Origin of the sequence: Pantoea sp. 1B4 (genome assembly GCF_016925765.1) — a bacterium.
GTDB classification, from domain to species: domain Bacteria; phylum Pseudomonadota; class Gammaproteobacteria; order Enterobacterales; family Enterobacteriaceae; genus Pantoea; species Pantoea agglomerans.
The window spans coordinates 2,738,176-2,760,450 of the sequence record NZ_JAEUWZ010000001.1 but is presented as its reverse complement, the minus strand read 5'-3'; the positions used below and the strand labels follow the sequence as shown (position 1 = coordinate 2,760,450).

The window sequence follows — 22,275 nt, the reverse complement described above, 5'->3', positions numbered from 1 at the left end:
AAGATTAAACCATAATGAAATCTGTACATTTAAATTGTTTTTTAACACGGCTACGCTAAAAGTTAATCTGTCAGAAACGTTACATTTTGCGTGAGTCTGTACAAGTAAAACTAACAATAATAGCGTCACTCGCCACTCTGGTTAGGGACGTGTGACCAGCTTTGGCTTTGCCGTTTCGACATACACCAGGTTAAGACATCTTCTGATCTTCAGAAGGTGAAACTATGTGTGAACACTGTAAGCATAAAATAATTTTATGTTTATGGATTCAGTATATTAGCTAATCTGGTGGAGTAGAGGTTACAAATGGCAGAACTCACGCAAGGCCGTGTAGACATTATCTCGCGCGAAAACGGCACACTCATCTCGCAGTCCGTCAGCGGTTCGTCACAATCCATTAACCTCACCGAGCCCAGCGTCGTGCGCATCAGCGGCACCCGCGACATGGTGACGCAGTATGAGCGCCAGGGTAACGATCTGGTGCTGCATATGCGCGACGGCAAGACTGTCCGCTATCAGAAATTCTTCCTCGACGACGCCGATGGCCAGCACAGCGAACTGGTGTTCGATGATGGCGTCAACCCACCGGAACACGCGCTCTTTCCGCAGACCGCAGAAGGGGCTGAACTCGCTTCCACGTCGGTCACGCCAACCTATGAATCACTCGACAGCGTAGAGCCGCTGCTGCTGGCAGATAACGCCAACACCTCGATGGGTGTGATAACGGCGGGCGGTCTGGGTGTGCTCGGCTTAGCCGGTCTGGCCGTTGGCGTCGGCGGTGGTGGTGGCGGCGGCGGTGGGGGTAACGGTGGCGGCAATGACGGTGGCACCGATCCTGGAACACCGGTCACGCCGGGGACGCCTGCCATCACGCTCAATGCATTCGCTGGCGATGATGTTCTGGATAACGCGGAAAAAAGCAGCGATCAGGTACTGAGCGGCACCACCAGTAATGTCGAAGCGGGTCAGATTGTCACTGTCACGCTGGGCGGCCAGACCTACAACGCCACCGTCGGTGCTGACGGCAGCTGGAGCGTCACTATTCCTGCTTCCGCGCTGGCGGGACTCGCCGCAGGCACCACCACCATCGACGTCAGCGTCACTAACGCGGCGGGCACGACGACCACCGGCAGCCTGCCCATTACCGTCGCGGCCGCCGATCCCGGCACACCGGCTGCGCCGTCCATTAGCCTGAACCCGTTTGCGGGCGATAACCTGCTGGATAACAGCGAAAAAACCACGCCACAAACGTTGTCCGGCAGCACCAGCAATGTCGAAGCGGGCCAGCAGGTCAGTGTGACATTGGGCGGACAGAGCTATAACGCCACTGTGGGGGCGGATGGCAGCTGGAGCGTCTCAATTCCGGCTGCCGCACTCTCGGCGCTGGCTGCAGGCAGCAGCACCATTTCGGTCAGTGTGACCAGCGCCGCGGGCACGGCGGCTGCCGCCAGCCTGGGTATCCAGGTGCAGGCACCTGACACCACCCCTGGTGTGCCAGCCCTGACGATCGCCCCGTTTACCGGCGACGACGTGCTGAGCAACGCAGAAAAAACCAGCGATCAGATTCTTAGCGGCAGCACCACCAACGTCGAAGCCGGGCAGATCGTCACGGTTACCCTGGGCGGCCAGAGCTACAGCGGCAGCGTGGCAGGCGACGGTAGCTGGAGCATTACCGTGCCTGCTGATGCGCTGACCGCACTGGCATCCGGCACCACCACGGTGACTGCCACCGTTGCTAACCAGGCAGGAACCGCCGCCAGCGGTAGCCTGACCGTAAACGTAGAGCCACCACTGACTCAGCCGGGTACGCCCGTTATCACCATCGATCAGTTTGCCGGTGATGACATTCTCAGCAATGCCGAGAAAAGCAGCGATCAGGTACTTAGCGGCACTACCACCAATGTGGAAGCGGGCCAGATTGTCACCATCACGCTGGGCGATCAGACCTACAGCGCAGTAGTGGATGCGCAGGGCAACTGGAGCGTCACGCTCTCGCCTGCGGCACTGAATGCGCTGGCAGCCGGTTCGGTTGCGATTTCCGCGGTCGTCACCAGCCAGGCTGGCATTGAAGCCAGTGAAAACCGCGCGATCAGCATTGATACGCCGGTCGTTCCGGGCCCGCCATCCGTCACGCTGGATGATTTTGCCGGGGACAACGTGCTGAGTAATGGGGAGAAAGCCACCGATCAGACACTCACCGGCAGCACCAGCAATGTTGAACCCGGTCAGCTGGTAACAGTCACCCTGGGCGGCCAGACTTACAGCGGCAGCGTTGATGCGCAGGGCAACTGGAGCGTTACTTTGCCATCGGCGGCCCTGAGCGCCCTGGCGGCAGGTGAAACGACGCTGACGGTTTCAGTCAGCAATGTGGCCGGTGATACCGTGACCGGCACGCTGCCCATCACCGTGGAAGCGCCTGTCACATTGCCGGGCGAACCCACAGTCACCATTGGTCAGTTTGCCGGGGATGACATCCTCAGCAACGATGAAAAAGGGACGGCCCAGACGCTCTCCGGCTCCACCACCAACATCGAAGCGGGCCAGACGGTGACAGTCACCTTCGGTGGCCAGACTTACCTCGGCACCGTCGATGGCAGTGGTAACTGGAGTGTAATTGTTCCGGCAGCCGCGCTGGGTAATCTGCCGGCGGGAGCTAATACCATCAGCGTTACCGTCAGCAATGCCGATGGCGTGAGCACTACCGAAATCCGCGATATCGCGGTTGAGACGCCAGTAACGGAACCGGGCGTGCCGTCTCTGACCCTGAATGATTTCGCCGGCGACAACCTTCTGAGCAACGACGAAAAAGCGGTCGATCAGCTTGTCAGCGGTAGCACCAGTAATATCGAAACCGGGCAGATCGTGACGGTCACCCTGGGCGGTCAGACCTACAGTGCCAGCGTGCAGGGTGATGGCAGCTGGAGCGTCGCCGTGCCGTCAGCCGCGCTGAATGCGCTGGCAGCAGGCACCACCACACTGACCGTCTCGGTCAGTAATGCAGCGGGCGACACAGTCACTTCAACGCAGCCAGTCACTGTCGAAGCCCCGGTAACGCAGCCGGGTGAAGCCACCGTAACCATCGACGCCTTTGCCGGGGATGACATCCTCAGCAACAGCGAGAAAGCCAGCGATCAGCTGCTGAGCGGCACCACCACTAATATCGGCGAAGGCCAGCAGGTCACTGTCACTCTGAACGGAGAGACTTTTACCGCCACGGTCGGTGCGGATGGCAGCTGGAGCGTGTCGATTCCTGCCAGTTCACTGGCTGCGCTGACAGCCGGTAGCGCAGCCCTGAATGTGGCGGTGACAGATCAGTCTGGTACTCAGATCACTGAAACCCGCGACTTCCTGGTGGAGTCCTCGGGCACCGGGCCAGGCACCCCGACGCTAACCCTCAATGCCTTTGCTGACGACAACATCCTGAGCAACGATGAGAAGCTGGAAGCGCAGGCGGTCTCCGGCAGCACCACCAACGTCGAGGCGGGCCAGATTGTCACGGTGACGCTGGGCGGCCAGAGCTACAGCGGAACGGTTGGCGCCGACGGCAGCTGGAACATTGCCATTCCGGCCGATGCACTCGGTGCGCTGGCAGCCGGTTCTGCCTCGCTGGTGGTCACGGTCAGCAACGCGGCAGGCACCACCGTCAGTGACACGCTGCCGATCACGGTTGAGCCGCCGGTTACCGGGCCGGGCCAGCCCACTATCACGCTCGATCAGTTCGCCGTGGATGACGTGCTGAGCAACGATGAGAAAACCAGCGATCAGCTGCTGAGCGGCAGCTCAACCAATGTCGAGGCGGGTCAGGTCGTGACCGTTACGCTGGGCGACCAGACTTACAGCGCCACGGTCGGCGCGGATGGCAGCTGGAGCCTGAGCGTCCCGGCCAGCGCGCTGGCGGCACTGACGGCGGGCAACGCGACTATCGCGGCCACAGTCACCAATCAGGCGGGCGTAACAGTCAGCGAAGATCGGGTGATTGCGGTGGAAGCGCCAGCGGAACCGGGTACGCCGACGGTGACGATCGCCCTGTTTGCCGGTGACGATCTGCTGGATAACAGCGAAAAAGCGCTGGACCAGACGCTGTCCGGCAGCACCAGCAACGTGGAGGCGGGCCAGACGGTCACCATTACCCTGGGCGGCCAAAATTACACTGCGCTGGTCAACGCGGATGGCAGCTGGAGCACGCAGATCCCCTCTGCGGCGCTCAGCGCACTGGCGGCGGGCAGCAGCACCATCGCGGTCAGCGTCACAACGGCGGCAGGCGCCCCAGCTACCGACACCCGCGATATTAACGTCGCCCCGGCGGCAGGCGAACCTGGCGTGGTTTCCATTAGTGAACCTGTCAGCCTTGATGGTTTCCTGAATCAGCAGGAGCTGAGCAGCGATCTGATCATCAGCGGTTCTGCGGTAGGCGTTAACCCGGGCCAGGCGGTGCAGGTTAACTTTAACGGCAATAATTACAGCGCGGTGATCGGCGACAATGGCTTCTGGAGCGTCACTGTTCCGGCAGGCGATCTCACCACTATCACCGACGGCGTAAAACTGATTTCGGTCACCACCACCGACGCCACCGGCGCACTGCTGACCGACTCCGCTCAACTGAATGTAGTCGCAGCCACGCTGCCGCAAATCACGCTGGAGGAGAGCGCAATCACCGATGGCCTTCTCAACCGGGTGGAAGCGGGCAGCGATCTGCTGATCGGCGGCAGCACTGGCAAAGCCGTGCCGGGCCAGCAGGTTGAACTGGAACTTAACGGTAAAACCTACAGCACCACGGTCAATGCAGACGGCAGCTGGAGCCTGGCGCTGCCGGCCGCCGATCTCGCCTTACTGCCACAGGGCGCCAACAGCCTGATCATTACCGCGATTGATGAAGCAAGCAACCGCGTGGATGAGACGCTCAACTTCAGCGTCGACACGCTGCCACCGAATCTGATTGTGGCAGAGGTCGCAGGCGGCGATGGCATTCTCAACAGCAGCGAAGTGGCTGCCGGTCTGCCGGTCAGCGGTTCAGGTGCGTTGCCGGGCGAAGTGGTGTCTGTCTCGCTGAATAACGAGAGTTACAGCGCCACCGTAGATGGGCAGGGCAACTGGACGGTGGATGTGCCGCCAGCGGCGCTGCAGGCCCTGTCAGATGGCAGCAGCTATACGCTGGTAGTTACGCTGACTGATGCCAGCGGTAACACCACCACGCAGACGCAGCCCCTGGCGGTCAGCACGCAGCCTCCGGTTGCAACCGTTACCGCACCGGGCGGTGATGGCGTCCTGACCAACAACGAACTCACTACGCCGCTGCAAATCAGCGGAACCGGCACCCCGGGCGACAGCGTGACGGTGGAATTAAACGGTAAGTCCTACACCGCCATTGTTGACGAAAACAGTAACTGGAGTGCATCCGTCCCGGTGGCCGATCTCGGCACGCTGACCAATCAGACCTATCCGGTGACCGTCACCGTGACCGATCCGGCCGGTAACATCAGCACTCAGAATACGGAACTGCGGGTGGCTACCGCGGTGCCCACTCTGACGCTCAACGATCTCAGCGATGATGGCGTGATCAACGTCAGCGACGCGCAGCAGCCGCTAATCGTCAGCGGAACCGGCGACGAAGGCGACATCATCCGCGTCACGCTGAATAACGTGGCCTACAGCGCCGTGGTGGCGCAGGGTGGCAGCTGGAGTGTCACCGTTCCGGCATCCGACCTGGCAAATGTGCCCAACGGTACCCAACCGGTATCGGTAGTGGCGACAGACGCCGATGGTAATACCACGCCAGCCAGCAGTTCACTGATTTTCGCCACCACACCGCCGTTGCTGGAAGTCTCCACGCCGGGCAGTGATGGTTATATCAATATCGCTGAACACACTCAGGATCTCACACTCGACGGACGCGGGGGGGCCCAGGGCGACACCGTCACGGTGAGTTTCAATGGCGAGACCTACACCGCCACCGTGGATACTGATGGCGCGTGGAGTGTTACGGTGCCCGCCGCGATTATCAGCCAGCTGGGTGACGCAACCTATCCGGTGGATGTGGTACTCAGCGATGCTTATGGTAACAGCAGCACCGTACCGACCAGCGTCACTGTGCTGGCGGCAACGTCGCCGGCGCTGACCATTAATCCCGTGACCGGCGATAATCAGGTCGACAGCGCTGAACAGCTCACCGACATTCTGGTCACCGGTAACGTCACCGGCGTACCGGCAGGTCAGCCGGTATTGCTGACCATCAATGGCCAGTCTTACGATGGCGTAGTACAGGCGAACGGTAGCTGGAGTGTGTCGCTGCCAGCCGGATCGCTGGGCGGTGCAGGCGATAAAACCTTCACCGTGGCGATTACCGATGTGGCCGGTAACCCGGCGCTGCCTGCTGAAGGGCAGTTCAGCGTGGTTACATCACCCGTACCGTCGCTGTCGATTGCCCCAATCAGTGACGACAATGCGCTGAATGCCCTGGAGGCGCAGAGCGATCTTATCCTCAGCGGCGGTTCAGCGAACCTGCCGGCTAACAGCCCGATCAGCGTAACGCTGGTGACTGGCGGCACCGTCTACACCACCACAACCGATGAAACCGGTGCGTGGACCCTGACCGTGCCGGCTGCCGATCTGGCGACGCTGCCGCAGGGCACGACCACCGTTACCGTCTCTTCGGGTGATGTGCAGAACAGCCTGCCGCTGCTGGTGGCGACCGCGCCGCTGGCAGACCCGCAAATCAACACGCCATTCACTGACGGCATACTCAATACCGATGAAGCCAGCGCGGCGCAGACGCTGACCGGCACAGTGCTGCCAGGCCAGGCGGTCAGCGTGACCCTGGGCGGTACCAGTTATCCGGCCACTGTAGACGCGAATGGTGAATGGAGCGTGACGATACCCGCAGACAGACTGCAGGCACTTGCGCAGGGCAGCAATCCGATTACCGTGACGGTGAGTGATGAAGCGGGTAACAGCACCAGCATCAGCGAGCCGCTGATTGTTGATACCGGCGTACCGGCGCTGACCGTTAACCCGATTGCCACCGATGGCACGATTAATGAGGCTGAAACCGCCACCGATCTGACCCTCAGCGGCACCGTTACGCCAGGTAGTAGCGTCAGCCTTGCGCTGAATGGCCAGACCTATGACGCAGTGGTTGCCGCCGATGGCAGCTGGACCGCCACCGTGCCTGCTGCGAATCTGCAACAGTTGCCAGATGGCCGTTACGATCTCAACGTGACCGTCACCACCGTCAGCGGCAACGTCGCCACTACGCCAGTGTCGGTTACCGTGGATACCACGGCACCAGACTTCAGTATCGCTGCGCCCGCGGGTGATGGCGTGCTGAATATCGCTGAGCAGGCGGCAGGGTTCAGTTTCAGCGGCGCAGGCAGTGAAGGCGACCGCGTCAGTGTGACGCTGAATGGCGTGACCTACACCGGCACCGTTGATGGTGACGGAAACTGGGCGCTGGCTGTTCCGCCAGCGGCGCTTGCCGGTCTGACCAATGGCAGCAGCTATCCGGTGGTGGTCACCGTCACAGACGCAGCCGGTAACAGCAGCAGCCAGAACAGTGCCCTGACGGTTGCGACTACGCCGCCTCCGCTGGTCGTCGCGCCGGTCAGCGGTGATAACGCGCTGAACGTCGGGGAACTGGCAGAGCCGCTGGTGGTGAGTGGCAGTGGTCAGAATGGCGACGTGGTCACGGTCCAGCTCAATGACCAGCTCTACAGCACCACCGTTGGCGTTAACGGCCAGTGGACGCTGCAGATCGCCCCTGAAGCGCTGGCGGCGCTGCCTCCTGGCAGTAATCTGGTGACGGTGACGGAAACCAGTGCTAACGGGAATCAGAGCAGCCAGGTGGTTGATCTGAATGTGGCAACCGCGTCGGACGTGCAGCCTGTACTGACCATCGACAGCAGCACCTTCGCCGGTGACGGCATCGTCACGGCAGCGGAGCAGCTGCAGCCGATAACGGTGCGCGGCAGCAGCACGAATGTCGAACCGGGCCAGCAGGTGATCATCTCCCTGAATGGCATCGAATACAGCGGTGTGGTCGAGGCCAGCGGCAACTGGAGCATTATTCTGCCTGCGGGCGCCCTGGCTGAACTGGGAGAAGGCACTCAGACGCTGAACGTCAGCGTCATCAACGCCGTCGGTAACACCGCCAGCAGCACGCTTGACTTCAGTGTGGACAACACCCTGCCGTCGATCGCGCTGGCACCCGTCAGTGACGACAACTACCTCAATGCGCAGGAATTGGGTGGCGCCGTCGTGGTCAGCGGCAGCACCAGCGGTCTGCCTGATGGCAGCATTGTCACCGTGCTGGCCAACGGCACCACGGTCAGCACCACCGTGACGGCAGATGGAAGCTGGAGCCTGACCTTACCGGCAGGCACCTTTACCGGAACGGCAGATGGCCCGCAGACCATCACCGCCACCGCCAGCGACGCTAACGGACAGCCGCTGGCGACCAGCGACGTTACCCTGACGGTGATCGCCAGCGCATTGCCGGTGGCGACCCCGGGCGTGGCCTTTGATGATGGTATTCTGAACGGTGAGGAAGCCGCCGCCGGTGGCACGATCACCGGTAACACGGGCGTGCCCGGCGACGGCCAGACCGTCGTCGTGACGCTGGGCGGCAACAACTACAGCGGCACGGTCGATGCCGCAGGCAACTGGCAGGTCGTCGTTCCGGCCGATGTCTTGTCTGCATTGCCGCAGGGCAATAGTGGCTACACCGTGGTCGTCAGTGATGTAGCGGGCAACAGCAGCCAGGCTGATGGCAACCTGGTGGTGGATACACTGCCTCCGGTGCTGAACTTCATTACGCCATCCGATGGCATCATTAACGCCGCTGAAAGTCAGCAGCCGCTGACGCTGACCGGCAGCAGCGAAGCTAACGCCCTGATTGTGGCCAGCTTTAACGGCACCACCCTGAGCACCACCGCTGACGTCAACGGCGTCTGGTCGCTGGATCTGCCCGCCACGGTTTACACCGGGCTGGGCAACGGCAGCTATCCGCTGACCGTGACCGCCAGCGATGCGGCAGGAAATGCCACCACCACCAGCCGCGACCTTGCGCTGAAAGTGGAGCCAGGCACACTGCCGACCCTGACGCTGGATGCCTTTGCCGGTAACAACGTGGTCGATGGCGCGGAGCGCCTCACCGATCAACGTCTCTCCGGCACCACCACCAACGTCGAAGCGGGTCAGCTGGTTACCGTCACCGTTGACGGCACAGTCTACAGCGCCGCCGTGCAGGCGAGCGGGGCATGGAGCCTGATCGTGCCAGCCGGTGCGCTGGCCGCGATTAATGATGGCAGCGCCAGTTTTACCGTGGCAGTCAGCGATGTGGCGGGCAACACCTCCACCAGCAATCTCACCTTTGACGTCAACAGCAACGCCTCTGGCCTGGCGATGGATGCCATCAGCGAAGATAACTACCTGAATGCGCAGGAGCTGGGTCAGGCCCTGGTCGTCACCGGTACGTCGGTGAACGTGACAGAGGGCAGCACGGTCACGTTGCTGTTTAACAACATCAGCTACACCGCGCAGGTCTCGGCCAGCGGCCGCTGGACAGTGATCGTTCCGGCTGAGGCACTGACGGCGCTCGCCGATGGGCCTTACACTCTGACGGTCACCGCAACGGACAGCGGCGGGGCGACCCTGAGCAGCGAGGCAGCGCTCAGCGTGCTGGCGACGCTGCCAGCACCGCAGATCGTCTCGGCCTTTGGCGATGGCTTGCTCAACAGCAGCGAGATCGCTACAGCACAAACCCTGAGCGGCACCACCGGCATAACCGGTGACGGCCAGACGGTGAGCGTGCTGCTGAATGGCGCAACCTACAACGGCACCGTCGACGGCAATGGCAACTGGCAGATCAGCGTGCCGGCTTCCGCGCTGGCCGGTCTGCCGGAAGATCTCCTGAACTATACCGTCACAGTCCAGGATGCAGCGGGTAACACCGGCAGCAGCCAGGGCAGCGTGACGGTGGATCTGACGCCACCGACCCTGACACTGAATACGGTTGCGGGCGATAACAGTATCAATATTGCCGAAAGCACCGCGCCGATAGTTCTCAGCGGCAACAGCAATGCCGAAGCCGGACAGCAGGTCACCATTACCCTGAACAACCAGACCTGGACCACCACGGTTGACCAGAACGGCGAGTGGAATCTGACGCTGCCTGCGGGTTCGCTGGCCGGTATTCCGGCCGGGGCGTACATTCTGACCGTGACGGTCAGCGATGCGGCGGGTAACCCGGTAACCGAAACCCGTGAAATCACCGTGGCAACGGCGTCGCTGGCCGTCAGCATAGACACCCCGTTTGGCGATGGTTATCTGAACCTGGCGGAACAGGGGGTCGGTCAGACGCTGACCGGCAGCACCGGTGTAGCGGGCAACGGCCAGACCGTCAGCGTGACGCTGGGCGGGAACGATTATTCCGCCACGGTGGATGCGCAGGGTAACTGGACGCTGAACTTATCAGCAGATCAGGTGCAGACGCTGGGCGAGGGGGGTTACTACGCTGGTGGTCAATGCCAGCGATGCCGCCGGTAACAGTGGTTCGCTGACCAGCGCCGTTACGGTCGATCTCACGCCGCCTGTGCTGACCGTCAATGCCATCGGCGGCGACAACATTATCAATTCGGTAGAGGTGCTGGAAGCGGTCGCTATCAGCGGCAGTGCGTCGGTAGCGGATGCCGGACAGACAGTCACCGTCAGCTTCCAGAATGTCGATTACACCACTCAGGTGCTCTCTGACGGCACCTGGGAGGTGACACTGCCAGCCAGCGTCGTGCAGGGGCTGGCTGACGGCAGCTACACCGTTGCTGTCTCGATGACCGATGCGGCGGGGAACCCGGCCACGGCCACCCAGACCCTGACGCGTGATGCTGACACTCTGAACCTGCCAACCCTGACCATCGGGACCATCAGTGATGATAACTTCCTTAACCAGGCGGAGTCGCTACAGGATCTGAACATCGGCGGCACCAGTAACAACCTGGTGGAAGGCCAGCTGGTGACGGTGACGCTGAATAACATTCAGTACAGTGGCACGGTGGCAGCCGATGGCAGCTGGACGGTGACCGTTCCGGCCGCCGATCTGGGTAATCTGCCGGATGGCGATCAGCTGCTGGTCGTGGTCTCAGCGGATACGTCTGGCAATCCGGCCAGCGCCAGCACCAGCCTGGTCGTGCTGGCCAGCGACCAGGTTCAGCCGACGCTGACCATGAACGTGGTAGCCGGCGATGATGTGATTAACGCCACCGAGGCCACAGCGGATGTCGCGGTCAGCGGCAGCAGCACCCTGCTGGCAGCGGGTACGCTGGTGACGGTGTCGTTTAACGGCACTGACTACAGCACCACGCTCGACGCTGACGGCAACTGGACGGTGAATGTGCCGTCTGCTGCCTTTACCAGCGTGGATCCGGGCAGCACGCAAATCTTTACCGTGACCGCCACTGATGTCGCAGGCAATCCGGCGACCGCCACTCAGGAGGTCAGTTTCATTACCACACCGCCTGCGCTGACGAATATCACGGTCGACGCGGGAGATACCCTTAACCTGGCGGAGTCGCTGCAGGATCTCACCATCAGCGGCAGCACCACCGGCGCATTGCCGGTGACGGTGACGCTGAATAACGTCAGCTATACCACCACGGCAGATGCCGACGGTAACTGGTCACTTACTATTCCGACCGCCGACCTGCAGCAGCTGGCGGACGGCCCCAATGCGATTACCGTTTCGGTCACCGACGCGGCGGGCAATATCACCACGGATAGCACCACGACACTGGACGTAGCGTTTAATACCCTGCCAGCGCTGACGCTGAATACGCCGTTTGGCGATGCGCTGATCAGTGCGGCAGATGCGGAAGGGGCGTTAACGCTGAGTGGTGACAGTACCAATCTGCCGGAAGGCAGCGTGGTGAACATCTCTGTAGGCGGGCAGAACTTCAGCACCACCACGGATGTCAGCGGTAACTGGACGCTGAACCTGGCACCGGGCGCGCTGACGGGCCTGGCCGATGGATTGACACAGGTGGTGGTCAGCGCCGCGGATGGTGCCGGTAATCCGGCGCAGGTTACCGCAGGCGTTGAGATCCTGCAGAGTGATCCTGTTTCAGCCGCCTTCGACACGACACTGTTCGGCGATAACATCATTAATATCAGCGAAGCAGGCTCCGTTCAGCTGGTCACCGGCACCTCCACCGTCGTGCCGGGCCAGACCCTGAGCGTCACGGTAGGCGATGACAATATCCCGCTGTCGGTGACGGTCGATGCCAATGGCAACTGGACTGCCAGCCTGCCCCCAGAGTTCATTGCCAGCCTGGGAACCGGTGAACATACCCTGACCCTCACCACCACGGATCGGGCCGGTAACAGCATTGAAACGATCAAAACGTTCGTCGCTGCGATTACGCCGATTGCTAATCCAACGCTGGATACGCCATTTATTGATGGCCGTATCAATGCTGAAGAGGCCGCCTCAGGCGGATCCCTGACTGGTGCGGTGAATATTAATAACGCCGCGTCGGTCACGGTGACCGTTAATGGCACGGTCTATTCCGCTACGCTCAGTGCGGATGGTTCGCGCTGGTCGCTGGATCTGCCACCTTCTGTATTGCAGTCATTGCCGGATGGCAACTGGCCGGTGAGCGTGACGGTTACCGATGTGAACGGCAACATCGGCAGCACCAGCGGTACGATACTGGTCGCCGTTAACGCGCTGCCGGATGTCACCCTGAACCTGCCGTTTGGAGACGGTGCGCTGAACGCAGCAGAGGCGGCCGGTGAACAGATCCTTAGTGGCACAACCGGCATTACCGGAGCCGGACAGACGGTAACGGTGCTGATCTCTGGCTTTAACAACGGTCAGCCACTGGCAGCCACGGTGCAGACCGATGGCAGCTGGTCTCTGGCCCTGTCGCCAGCGCAGTTAGCCACTTTCACCAGCGGCACCCACACCATTACCGTGACGGCGACCGATATCGCGGGTAACAGCGACGCGACGGCGCAGAACGTGGTGACAGAGGTGGCGCTGCCCGTGCCGACCTTCAACCCAGGCGCATTTGGCGGCGACAACCTGCTGAACATCAGTGAAGCCGCGGCAGGGGTGACCCTGACCGGCACCACCGGCAGTGTCGGGGCGAACCAGGCGGTCAGCATTACCGTGGATGTCAACGGCAGCCTCTATTCTGGCACCGTGGCGAGCAACGGTAACTGGACGGTTAACATTCCTGCCAACGCCCTGAGTTCACTGGGTGACGGTGCGCAATCACTGACGGTTAACGTCGTGGATGCGGCGGGCAACAGCGCGTCGGCGCAGCTGCCGTTCACCGCGGATCTCAGCGCGCCACAGCCTGCGGTCAATCCGGAATTCCTTGGCAGTTATGTGAATGGCGGCGATGTGGCCGCGGGAGTGACGCTGAGCGGAACCACCGGTGAGGCGGGCGCGAATCAGACTGTGCAGCTTACGCTTGGCGGCACAACCTATTCTGCGACAGTGGATGCCAATGGGAACTGGACGGTGCCACTGACAACGGCGGAGCTTTCACTGCTGCCGGATGCCACCTATCCGGTTACCGTGACGGCAACCGATGCGGCAGGCAACAGCACCACCATTAACAGTTCGCTGGTGCTCGACACCACACCACCGGTGCTTAATGTTGCCGCCTTTACCGGTGACAATGCGCTGAACTACGCCGAGAGCATTCAGCCGCAGAGTCTCAGCGGCACCGCAGCGGGAGCCGAGCCGGGATCAGTGGTCTCAATCTCGCTGAATGACACGCTGCTTGGCACCGCGATAGTGACAGCCAACGGCAACTGGAGTGTAACGCTGACGCCAGAACAGATGGCCACCTTTGGTCCATCGACGACCCTGGCGCTGGCAGTGACCGATCTGGCAGGCAATACCGCCAACGGCACGGTTGCGCTGACGGTAGATCTTACCCCACCGCCAGGGCCGCTGGTCACGCTGGGCACAGTCTCGGGTGACAACATCATCAGCACTCAGGACGTGGCGGGTGGTGTGGTAGTGAGTGGCACCTCCGCTAACCTCGGTGCGGGTGGGGTAGTGACGGTGTCGATTGGTGATCAGGAGTACGCGACTACGCTGGATGCGTCGGGCAACTGGTCAACGGCGGCATTGCCGGTCAGCGCCTTTGGCAATGCGGACGGCAGCGTTGCCATCACGGTGAATGCTACCGACGGCACTAATCCTGTAACCACCAGCGGTAACGTGCTGATCGACCTTACGCCACCGGCACTGACTCTCAATCCATTTACCGGTGACAACCAGGTCAATGGCAATGAAAGTGCCACCAGCCAGGCCATCAGTGGCACCGCCGATCTCAGCGAAGTGGGTCGCACAGTGGTGGTGACCTTCAATAATCAGACCTACAACGCCGTGGTGCAGAGCAACGGCACCTGGTCCACAACGGTTCCTGCCAGCGCGATGCAGGCTCTTCCCGATGGCAGCTCGCCGGTGATCACCGCGCAGCTGGCGGATGCGGCCGGTAACGTGACGACGACCACCCAGACGGTGACGGTGGATACCGCCGCGCCGCTGGTCCAGGTCGACGCGTTCCTCGGCGACAACGTGATCAACGCCGCTGACCTGGTGCTAAGCCAGGTGCTGACCGGCAGCGCGCAGGGCGCAGAAGGCCAGACCATCGGGCTCTATCTGGGCGATGCCGCGCCAATCGCCACCGCGACGGTGGGTGCTGACGGACGCTGGAGCATCGATCTCGCGCCGGATGTCCTGTCGAGTCTCACTGACGGTGCGCTGGTGTTTGGCGTGCGGGTCAATGACGGTGCGGGCAACCAGACCGACGCCACGCTGACGGTCAACAAAGTGGTCAACAGTGCGCTGACGCTGGTGGTCGATTCGGTGTTTGGCGACGGCACGCTCAGCGCGCTGGATACCACGGTGGCGCAGACTATCTCCGGGGTTGCGACCTCGGCGGGCGTGGGTGCCACGGTATCGGTGGTGCTGGGCGGCACAACGCTCTCTGCGTCAGTGGGCCAGGATGGTAAATGGGCCATCGTGGTGCCGCCTTCGGTGCTGGGCCTGTTAAGCGATGGCAATCTTGCGCTTGACGTCACCCTGACCGATGCCGCGGGCAACACCCGCACCGTCGGTGAAACCGTCACCGCGATTGTCGATGCGGTGCCGGTGGTTGGCGCGCTCACCGGGCTGTTTGGCGGTGATAACCTGTTGAACATTGCGGAAGCCGCTGCCGGACAGCTGGTCAGTGGCGTGATAGAAAATGCGGCTGCGGGTTCCCAGGTAACGGTCACCTTTGGCAGCAAGAGTTACAGCACGACGGTGCAGGCGGGTGGAGTGTGGAGCGTTAACCTGCCGGGCAGCGATCTGACCTCTCTGCTGGATGGCAATCTGACGCTGGGTGTCAGCGTCAGAGACGTGGCGGGCAATGTCGCCTCCAGCAGCGCATCCATCGGCATCTTTACTCAGACGCCATCAATCTCGCTGACCTCACTGTTTGGTGATGGGGTGCTGAACCTGGCCGATATCGCCACCGGACAGGTGATCAGCGGGGTGGTGAACAACGTCGCGCAGGGCAGTGTGGTGACGCTCTCGGTTGGCAACAGCCAGGTGACCGCCACCGTGGGTGCGGGCGGGGCGTTCAGCGCCACGGTGACGCCAGATATTCTGGGCACGCTGGCGCAAGGCAACCTGACGGTGGGCGCATCGGTAACGGATGCGGCGGGCAATACCGCCAGCACCAGCGCCGGTATCCGGGTCGATACGCTGCTGCCGACCATCACCGTGAATCCGCTGTTTGGCGACGGTCTGCTGAACGTGGCGGATTCGCTGGTCACCCAGGTGATCGGTGGGGTGATTGGCGGCGCGGAAGCGGGATCGCGCGTGGTGGTGTCGGTAGGTTCACAGCAGTTGGTGACGGCGACCGATGCCAATGGCAACTTTAACGTCTCGCTGACGCCAGCGCTGTTGCAGGGGATTGCAGATGGCAATCTGACCGTGGGCATCAGCGTCACCGACAGCGCGGGTAACACCAACAGCACCACGGCCGGGGCACTGGTCGGTATTCACAACCTGCCGAAAGTCACCCTCAGTCCGCTGTTTGGCGACGGCGTGCTGAACCTGGCGGAGTCGCTGGTGACTCAGACCATCAGCGGCACGGTCTCCGGGCTGGCTGCGGGTAGCAGCGTCAGGCTGACGATTGGCAACACTATCGTCGACGCGCAGGTCAACGCGGATGGCAGTTTCTCAACCGCCGTCTCGCCAGCGATTCTGTCTACGCTGCTGAACGGTAACTTCACCGTCAGCGCGGCCGTCACCGATCCGGTCGGAAACGTCAGCAGCACCAGCGCGGGCGTGTCACTGGGACTGTTCCAGCCGACCCTGTCGGTGAATACGGTGTTTGGCGATGGCGTGCTGAGCGCCGCGGATCTGGCCTCTAACCAGACCCTGAGCGGGACGTCCAGCCTCGCTGCCGGTTCAACCGTCAGCGCCACGCTGAATGGCCTGACCTACACCACCAAAGTGGTCAGCGGCGGCAACTGGAGTATTACCGTCCCGAAAGCGGATCTTGTTGCTATCACTGACGGCAGTAAAACCGTCACGGTCACCGGCACCGATGCCTACGGTAACGTGGCAAACAGCAGCGGAACGCTGAGCGTCATCAGTCAGTCGACGCCGGTGGTCGCCATTACCTCGCTGTTTGGTGACAGTGCGCTGAGCGCGGTGGATGTGAAAACGGCGCAGACCATCAGCGGCACCGCCAGCAACGCCGAGGGATCGGTTGTGCGCGTCACGCTGGGTGGTCAGACTTACAGCACGACGGTGAGCAGCAACGGCAACTGGAGTCTCTCTGTTCCGGCGGCTAACCTTGCTGCCATTACTGACGGTCTGCAGACTGTCACCGCCAGCGTGACCAACGGTGCGGGCAGCATTGGCAACACCTCGGCGTCGCTGGGTGTGGTCAGTCACACCACGCCAACGGTCAGCGTCAACAGCTTCTTTGGCGGCGATGGCTACCTCAATATTGCGGAAGCCAACAGTACTGAAACCATCAGAGGAACCAGCACCAACGCGGCGGGCGGCACGGTGACGGTGAACGTGGCGGGCAATATCCTCACCACTACTATTGGTGCGAATGGCGCATGGAGCATCAGCGTGCCGTCAGCGACGCTGAAAGGGATCGCCGATGGCAGCCATCCTCTCACCGTCACGGTGGCGGATATTGGCGGCAACACCGCAACCAGCACCAGCAGCTTTACCGCGCTGTCGCACAATCAGCCGCTGGTCGGGGTCGATCCGGTGCTGAGCATCGTCGGTTCCTTACTGGCGGGTCTGGTGGTGCAGGGGGGGATCGCTGAATGCCGCGCAGGGCTCGAAAGTGAACGTTACGCTGCTGCTCTCCAACGGCAACAACGGCCCGACGCTGAACACCACGACCGATGCGCTGGGGCGTTACGCGGTTAACTTCTCACCTTCACTGCTGTCGGTGGGGGGCCTGCTGCTGTCGCTGGGAACGCTGGCGAAAGTCACGATTACCGACGCGGCCGGTAACAGCTACTCGACCACCAATACCCTGTTACTGGGTGCCGTGCTACCGGTGACGCTGGCGGCAAACGAATCGGTTGCGCTGTTCTCGGTGGCGGATGACAGCGCTACTGTCGCCAGCGCGGAGACGCAGCATAACAGCAGCACCAGCAGCGATGAGAGCAGCGCCCATGTGGCGGTGGCTTCCACGCTGATCACCGAAGCGGATACCGTGACGCCAGTCAGCAGCAGTGAAAACGCGGCGGCAAATGACGCCGCGGTGGCAGCGGCACCGGCAGAGGAGGTGGGTTACACCATCGGCGGCGTCGTGATTACGCTGGCCGATGGCAGCACCATTGAGGGGGGCGGCAGTGACCGGCAGCAGCGGGGCGGATATCGTAACGGTCAGTGACCTTAACTTTACCCATATTGATGGCGGCGCAGGCACCGATACCCTGGTGCTGAATGGTGAGCATCTTAGTCTGGATCTCACCGCGCTGGGCCTGAAGGTCGAACACATTGAGGTGCTCGATTTGGGTAAAACCGGAACCAACTCCGTGAAGCTCGATCTCAACGAAGCACTCAATATTACGGATAAACAGAGTGACGATTTGCTGATCAAAGGCGCAGATGGCAGCCAGGTGACACTGGCTAACAGCAACGGCGGAATCTGGGAAGTGACGGGCGAGCGTACCGTTGAGGGCAGAGTCTTTGAGATCTACCACAACTCGGCGCTGACCAGTGATAACACCCTGGGCGATGTGCTGGTGCAGCAGAACCTGCAGGTCCATGTTGTGTAGTGACTGAAAGGTCAGTTCAGTTGATGAACAGAGCGGGTGCGAAAGCACCCGCTTTTTTTTGTTTTAGTCACGTGATAATTGCATTTTCCAGATTATCGCCACTATTCATTAGCAGAATGAAAGATTAGGGTAGGCGCAACAAACGGCGTCACGCCGTAAAATCAGCATTCTGACTCTATTTGTCGCTTTTATTAGCGTCCTGTTTATCAATCCTTGTTACCTGCGGGTAATCAGTTCCGACCAGCGGAAACGGGCAGCTTCAGCTGTCCCACTACCATGTCGCCAGACTAAACGATCGGTTTATCCGATGGTTTTTGTCTGCGTTTCTGTTCTGAACTGAGGTTACCTATGTCATCACGCGATACGCTTCGTACCATCCGGCTCGAATCCATTTTCCAGACGGCGGTGAGCGATTTTGCCGTCGCCGATAGCGCTGTGCCCGCCATTGCGCCAGCCGCTACGCAAAGTCTGAGCCTTCCTTTCGCCACGCCGGGCCAGAGCCTGCCGATCACCACGCTCTCCACCGAGTCACTGCATAGCAGCCCGCTCAACGACAGCACACTGGCTGTCAGTGCGGTCAAAAGTTCGCCGCCCGCTATGCTGCGACCCTATGAACCGATCGCCAGTGATGGCGTGATCGCTGGCTGGGAAGCGCAAAAGCCGGTGCATCTGCGCGGCCGTGCGGAAGGAGAAGCGGGCTCCACCGTCACGCTGACCTTCAACGATCAAAGCTGGCACAGCACCGTCAATAAGTGGGGCTACTGGAACGCCTCAATGCCGGCTGATACGCTGAAAGGCGTACCGGATGGCAATCACACGCTGACGCTGACCATTACCGATAAAGCAGGGCAAAGCACGGCAACTACCGTAGATTTTGGTCTCTATACCGACCGTACGATCAAACCTACGCTGACAGTGGACACGGTCAGTGGTGATAACGCGGTGAGTATTGCTGAGAGCATTTATGGCGTTGAGATCAGCGGCAGCGCAACGCATTTGCCGGTGGGGTCGGTGCTGAAACTGACGCTGGGGACGCAAACCACCACCGCCAGCATGGGAAATGACGGTAAGTGGTATGGCACATTTCAGGAAAGCGATATGCAGGCGCTGAAAGACGGGGTCTACAGCCTGAAAGTCACGGCGACTGATCCCAATGGAAAAACCGCCACCGAATATCACGATCTGACGCTGATCACCCATCTGAGTAGCCTGCCAAAAATTACCTTTGATAAGGTCACTGCGGACGATGTGATAAACCTGGCAGAAAGCCAGCAGGATCTGCTACTGAGCGGCACGCTCTCCACCGTCATGCCGGGCCATCGCCTGGTGATCACGGGTGCCAACCAGAAAGATTATGCCGCCACCATAGGCGATGATGGACACTGGCAGGTGGTGATCCCGGCAGCGGATGTGCACGCCTTTATCAACGTTGGGGAAATCCGCGCCTGGTCGATCGACGGGGCTAAAAACTACATCGACGTCACGCATGAGCTGAATATCCACACCGGTTTTATTCCGATCTACACCGAAATGGATATCGGCGGTGACATGACGCTTAACTATCAGGAGGCGCAGCACGATCTGAGCTTCTACGTTGAAGGCGCCAACACCCTGGAGATCAACGGTAAAACCTACCAGCCCGATGCCAAAGGTATGGTAACACTGACCTCCAGCGAGCTGCTGGCACTGCCGGATGGCCCGGTCGCCGCCACCTTTCACCGCTGGGATGAATATGGCAACAGCGACACCCAGACCAGCGATAAACTCTTTACCGTAGCCGTGCACCAGCGGCCGACGCTGACCCTGGACACGGCTTTTGGTGATAACAAAATTGATGCTGCCGATGTCAACAGCTGGCATCTGATTCAGGGCAGCTCCAGTCATCTGCAACCGGGCAGCCTGGTGGAATTAACGCTGGGCGATCAGCACTACAGCGCCAGTGTAAAAGCCGATGGCGGCTGGGCGCTGACTATTCTGGCCGGGCAGCTGGCACCGCTGGACGATGGTGAGTACCAGATGACAGTCAGCGGCAAAGACAGCGCCGGTAATCTGGCCAGTGCCAGCCAGACGGTGCAGGTGGCATCACATACTGAAAGTGCCAACCCGCTGGAGGGTCAGACGGTGGACCAGCTGCTGGAGACGGTCAGCCTGACCCAGCAGGCGGAGACGGCGCACGTGGCGCAGGCATCTTCTGCCGCCGCCGCACCGCAGGAAAGTCATCTGTTCTCTGATATTCCTTATACGCTCGCCGACCACCTGCTGCAGCATCCTGCGGCACACCCCCTGGTCTGACGCTGACACATTAGTAAACGCACTGCCTTCCGGACAGGTCTGTTAAGCCTGTCTGGATTGGCGCGAGCTCGCTCAGTGGTTGCTTTTCGTTCGTTCAGCAGAAATATTAACGATTTCATCTGTTTTTAGCAGGAATAAGCGCGGGATCTGATCTAATAATGTTAAAGGTCGTTTAGCGTCTCGCTTGCGAACCATAAATAAAATAATGCAGTAAATCTGTCAGACGCTGAGTAGCACCCCTTTTTTGCTCGCTTTGTTCACCAGGAAAAACACCATGATGATAAGAACCCCTGTTGGTATGGATAATGAACAAAGCGCGATTAACTTTTTTGTTGTGCGCCCTGAGTGGCGTTGCAGTGCACGCGGCCTTTGCCGCACCGTTACCTAAAGCCGAATTTAACTGGCGCGCCGCGCCCACCGAAGAGCAGATTGCCAGCTTAACGCTGCGCGACGCCATTCTTCGGGCCTTCGCCCGCAATCCGAAAATCTCAGAAGCGGCGGCACAGATCCACATCGGTGAGGGGGGATCTTGATGCCGCCCGCAGCGCCTGGTATCCGCAGATCTCACTGCAGGGCGCGGCGGGACGCTCTCATCAGACCGACTCCGCCGGGAGCCTGAACAATAACGGCTCCGGTGGCATCACGCTCAGTCAGCTGCTCTACGACTTTGGCCGCACCGGCAGCGCCATCGATGAGCAGCACGCGCTGTCGGATGCTTATCGTTACAGCCTGTTCGACTCGATGACCACCGTGGCGGAAGATACGCTGCAGGCCTACCTCGAAGTCAAACGTTACCAGGCGCTGGCAGAAACGGCGCATACCAATATCGCCTCGCTGAAGCGCGTGCGGGATATTGCGAAGCTGCGCGCCGATGCCGGCCTCAATTCCCAGTCCGACGTGCTGCAGGCAGAAACCCGCATTGCCGCGATGCAGGCTACGCTGGAGCAATATCGTGCCCAGCACCGTTCCGCCACCGCGCAACTGACCGTGCTGACCGGCGTGGTTCCCGCCACGCTGCCTGAACTGCCACAGGCGCTGCTTAAGCAGCAGATCACCCTCGACAAAATTGCCTATGAAAGCAGCGCGGCGGTGCGCAGCGCGCAGTCGAAACAGGAAGCCGCTCGTGAACGGGTGCGCCAGGCAGAGTCCGGTCACTGGCCGACGATTAAAGTGCAGGCGGGCCGGACCCGCTATGAAAACGATCGTCAATCTTACTGGGATGATGAAGTGCAGCTGCAGGTGGAAGCGCCGCTCTACCAGGGCGGCCTGGTGAATGCGAAAACCCAGTCAGCAGAGGGCGATCGTGAAGCGGCGCAGGCGGCTATTCAGCAGGCCAAGCTCGCCATCAATCAAAACGCCTCTACCGCCTATGCCGACATGATTGGCGCGCAGCAACGGCAGGCTGCCGGGGAAGTGCAGCTGGCCAGCGCCGACCATACCCGTAATGTCTACGCCGATGAATATCGCCTGAGTAAGCGCAGCCTTAACGATCTGCTTAGCGTGGAACAGGATGTGTTTCAGGCTGACAGCTCACGTATCACCGCGCTTTACGATGGCTGGGATGCCACCGTGCGTTATGCCGCCGCGGTAGACAATCTGCTCGATATCATGGGTATCGATCGCCAGCAAAGCAGCGGCGATCTCCTTCCTTCGCTGCAATAGCGATAA

The 22,275-nt window shown here is 60.8% G+C and carries 1 protein-coding gene and 2 pseudogenes; all 3 read left to right on the top strand.

Annotation, left to right across the window (positions count from 1 at the left end):
• Positions 1 to 306: 306 nt before the first annotated feature.
• The 3 genes and pseudogenes from JNO11_RS24830 (at position 307) to JNO11_RS13265 (ending at position 22,269) form a co-directional block, all read left to right on the top strand.
• Positions 307 to 18,315, top strand: a pseudogene (locus JNO11_RS24830) (Ig-like domain-containing protein).
• A 348-nt stretch (positions 18,316 to 18,663) separates the two neighbouring features.
• Positions 18,664 to 20,607, top strand: coding sequence for an Ig-like domain-containing protein (locus JNO11_RS13270; protein ID WP_325177408.1), 1,944 nt, complete (start codon positions 18,664 to 18,666; stop codon positions 20,605 to 20,607).
• Between the two features lie 305 nt (positions 20,608 to 20,912).
• Positions 20,913 to 22,269: pseudogene (locus tag JNO11_RS13265) on the top strand (TolC family outer membrane protein).
• The last annotated feature ends 6 nt before the right edge of the window (positions 22,270 to 22,275 follow it).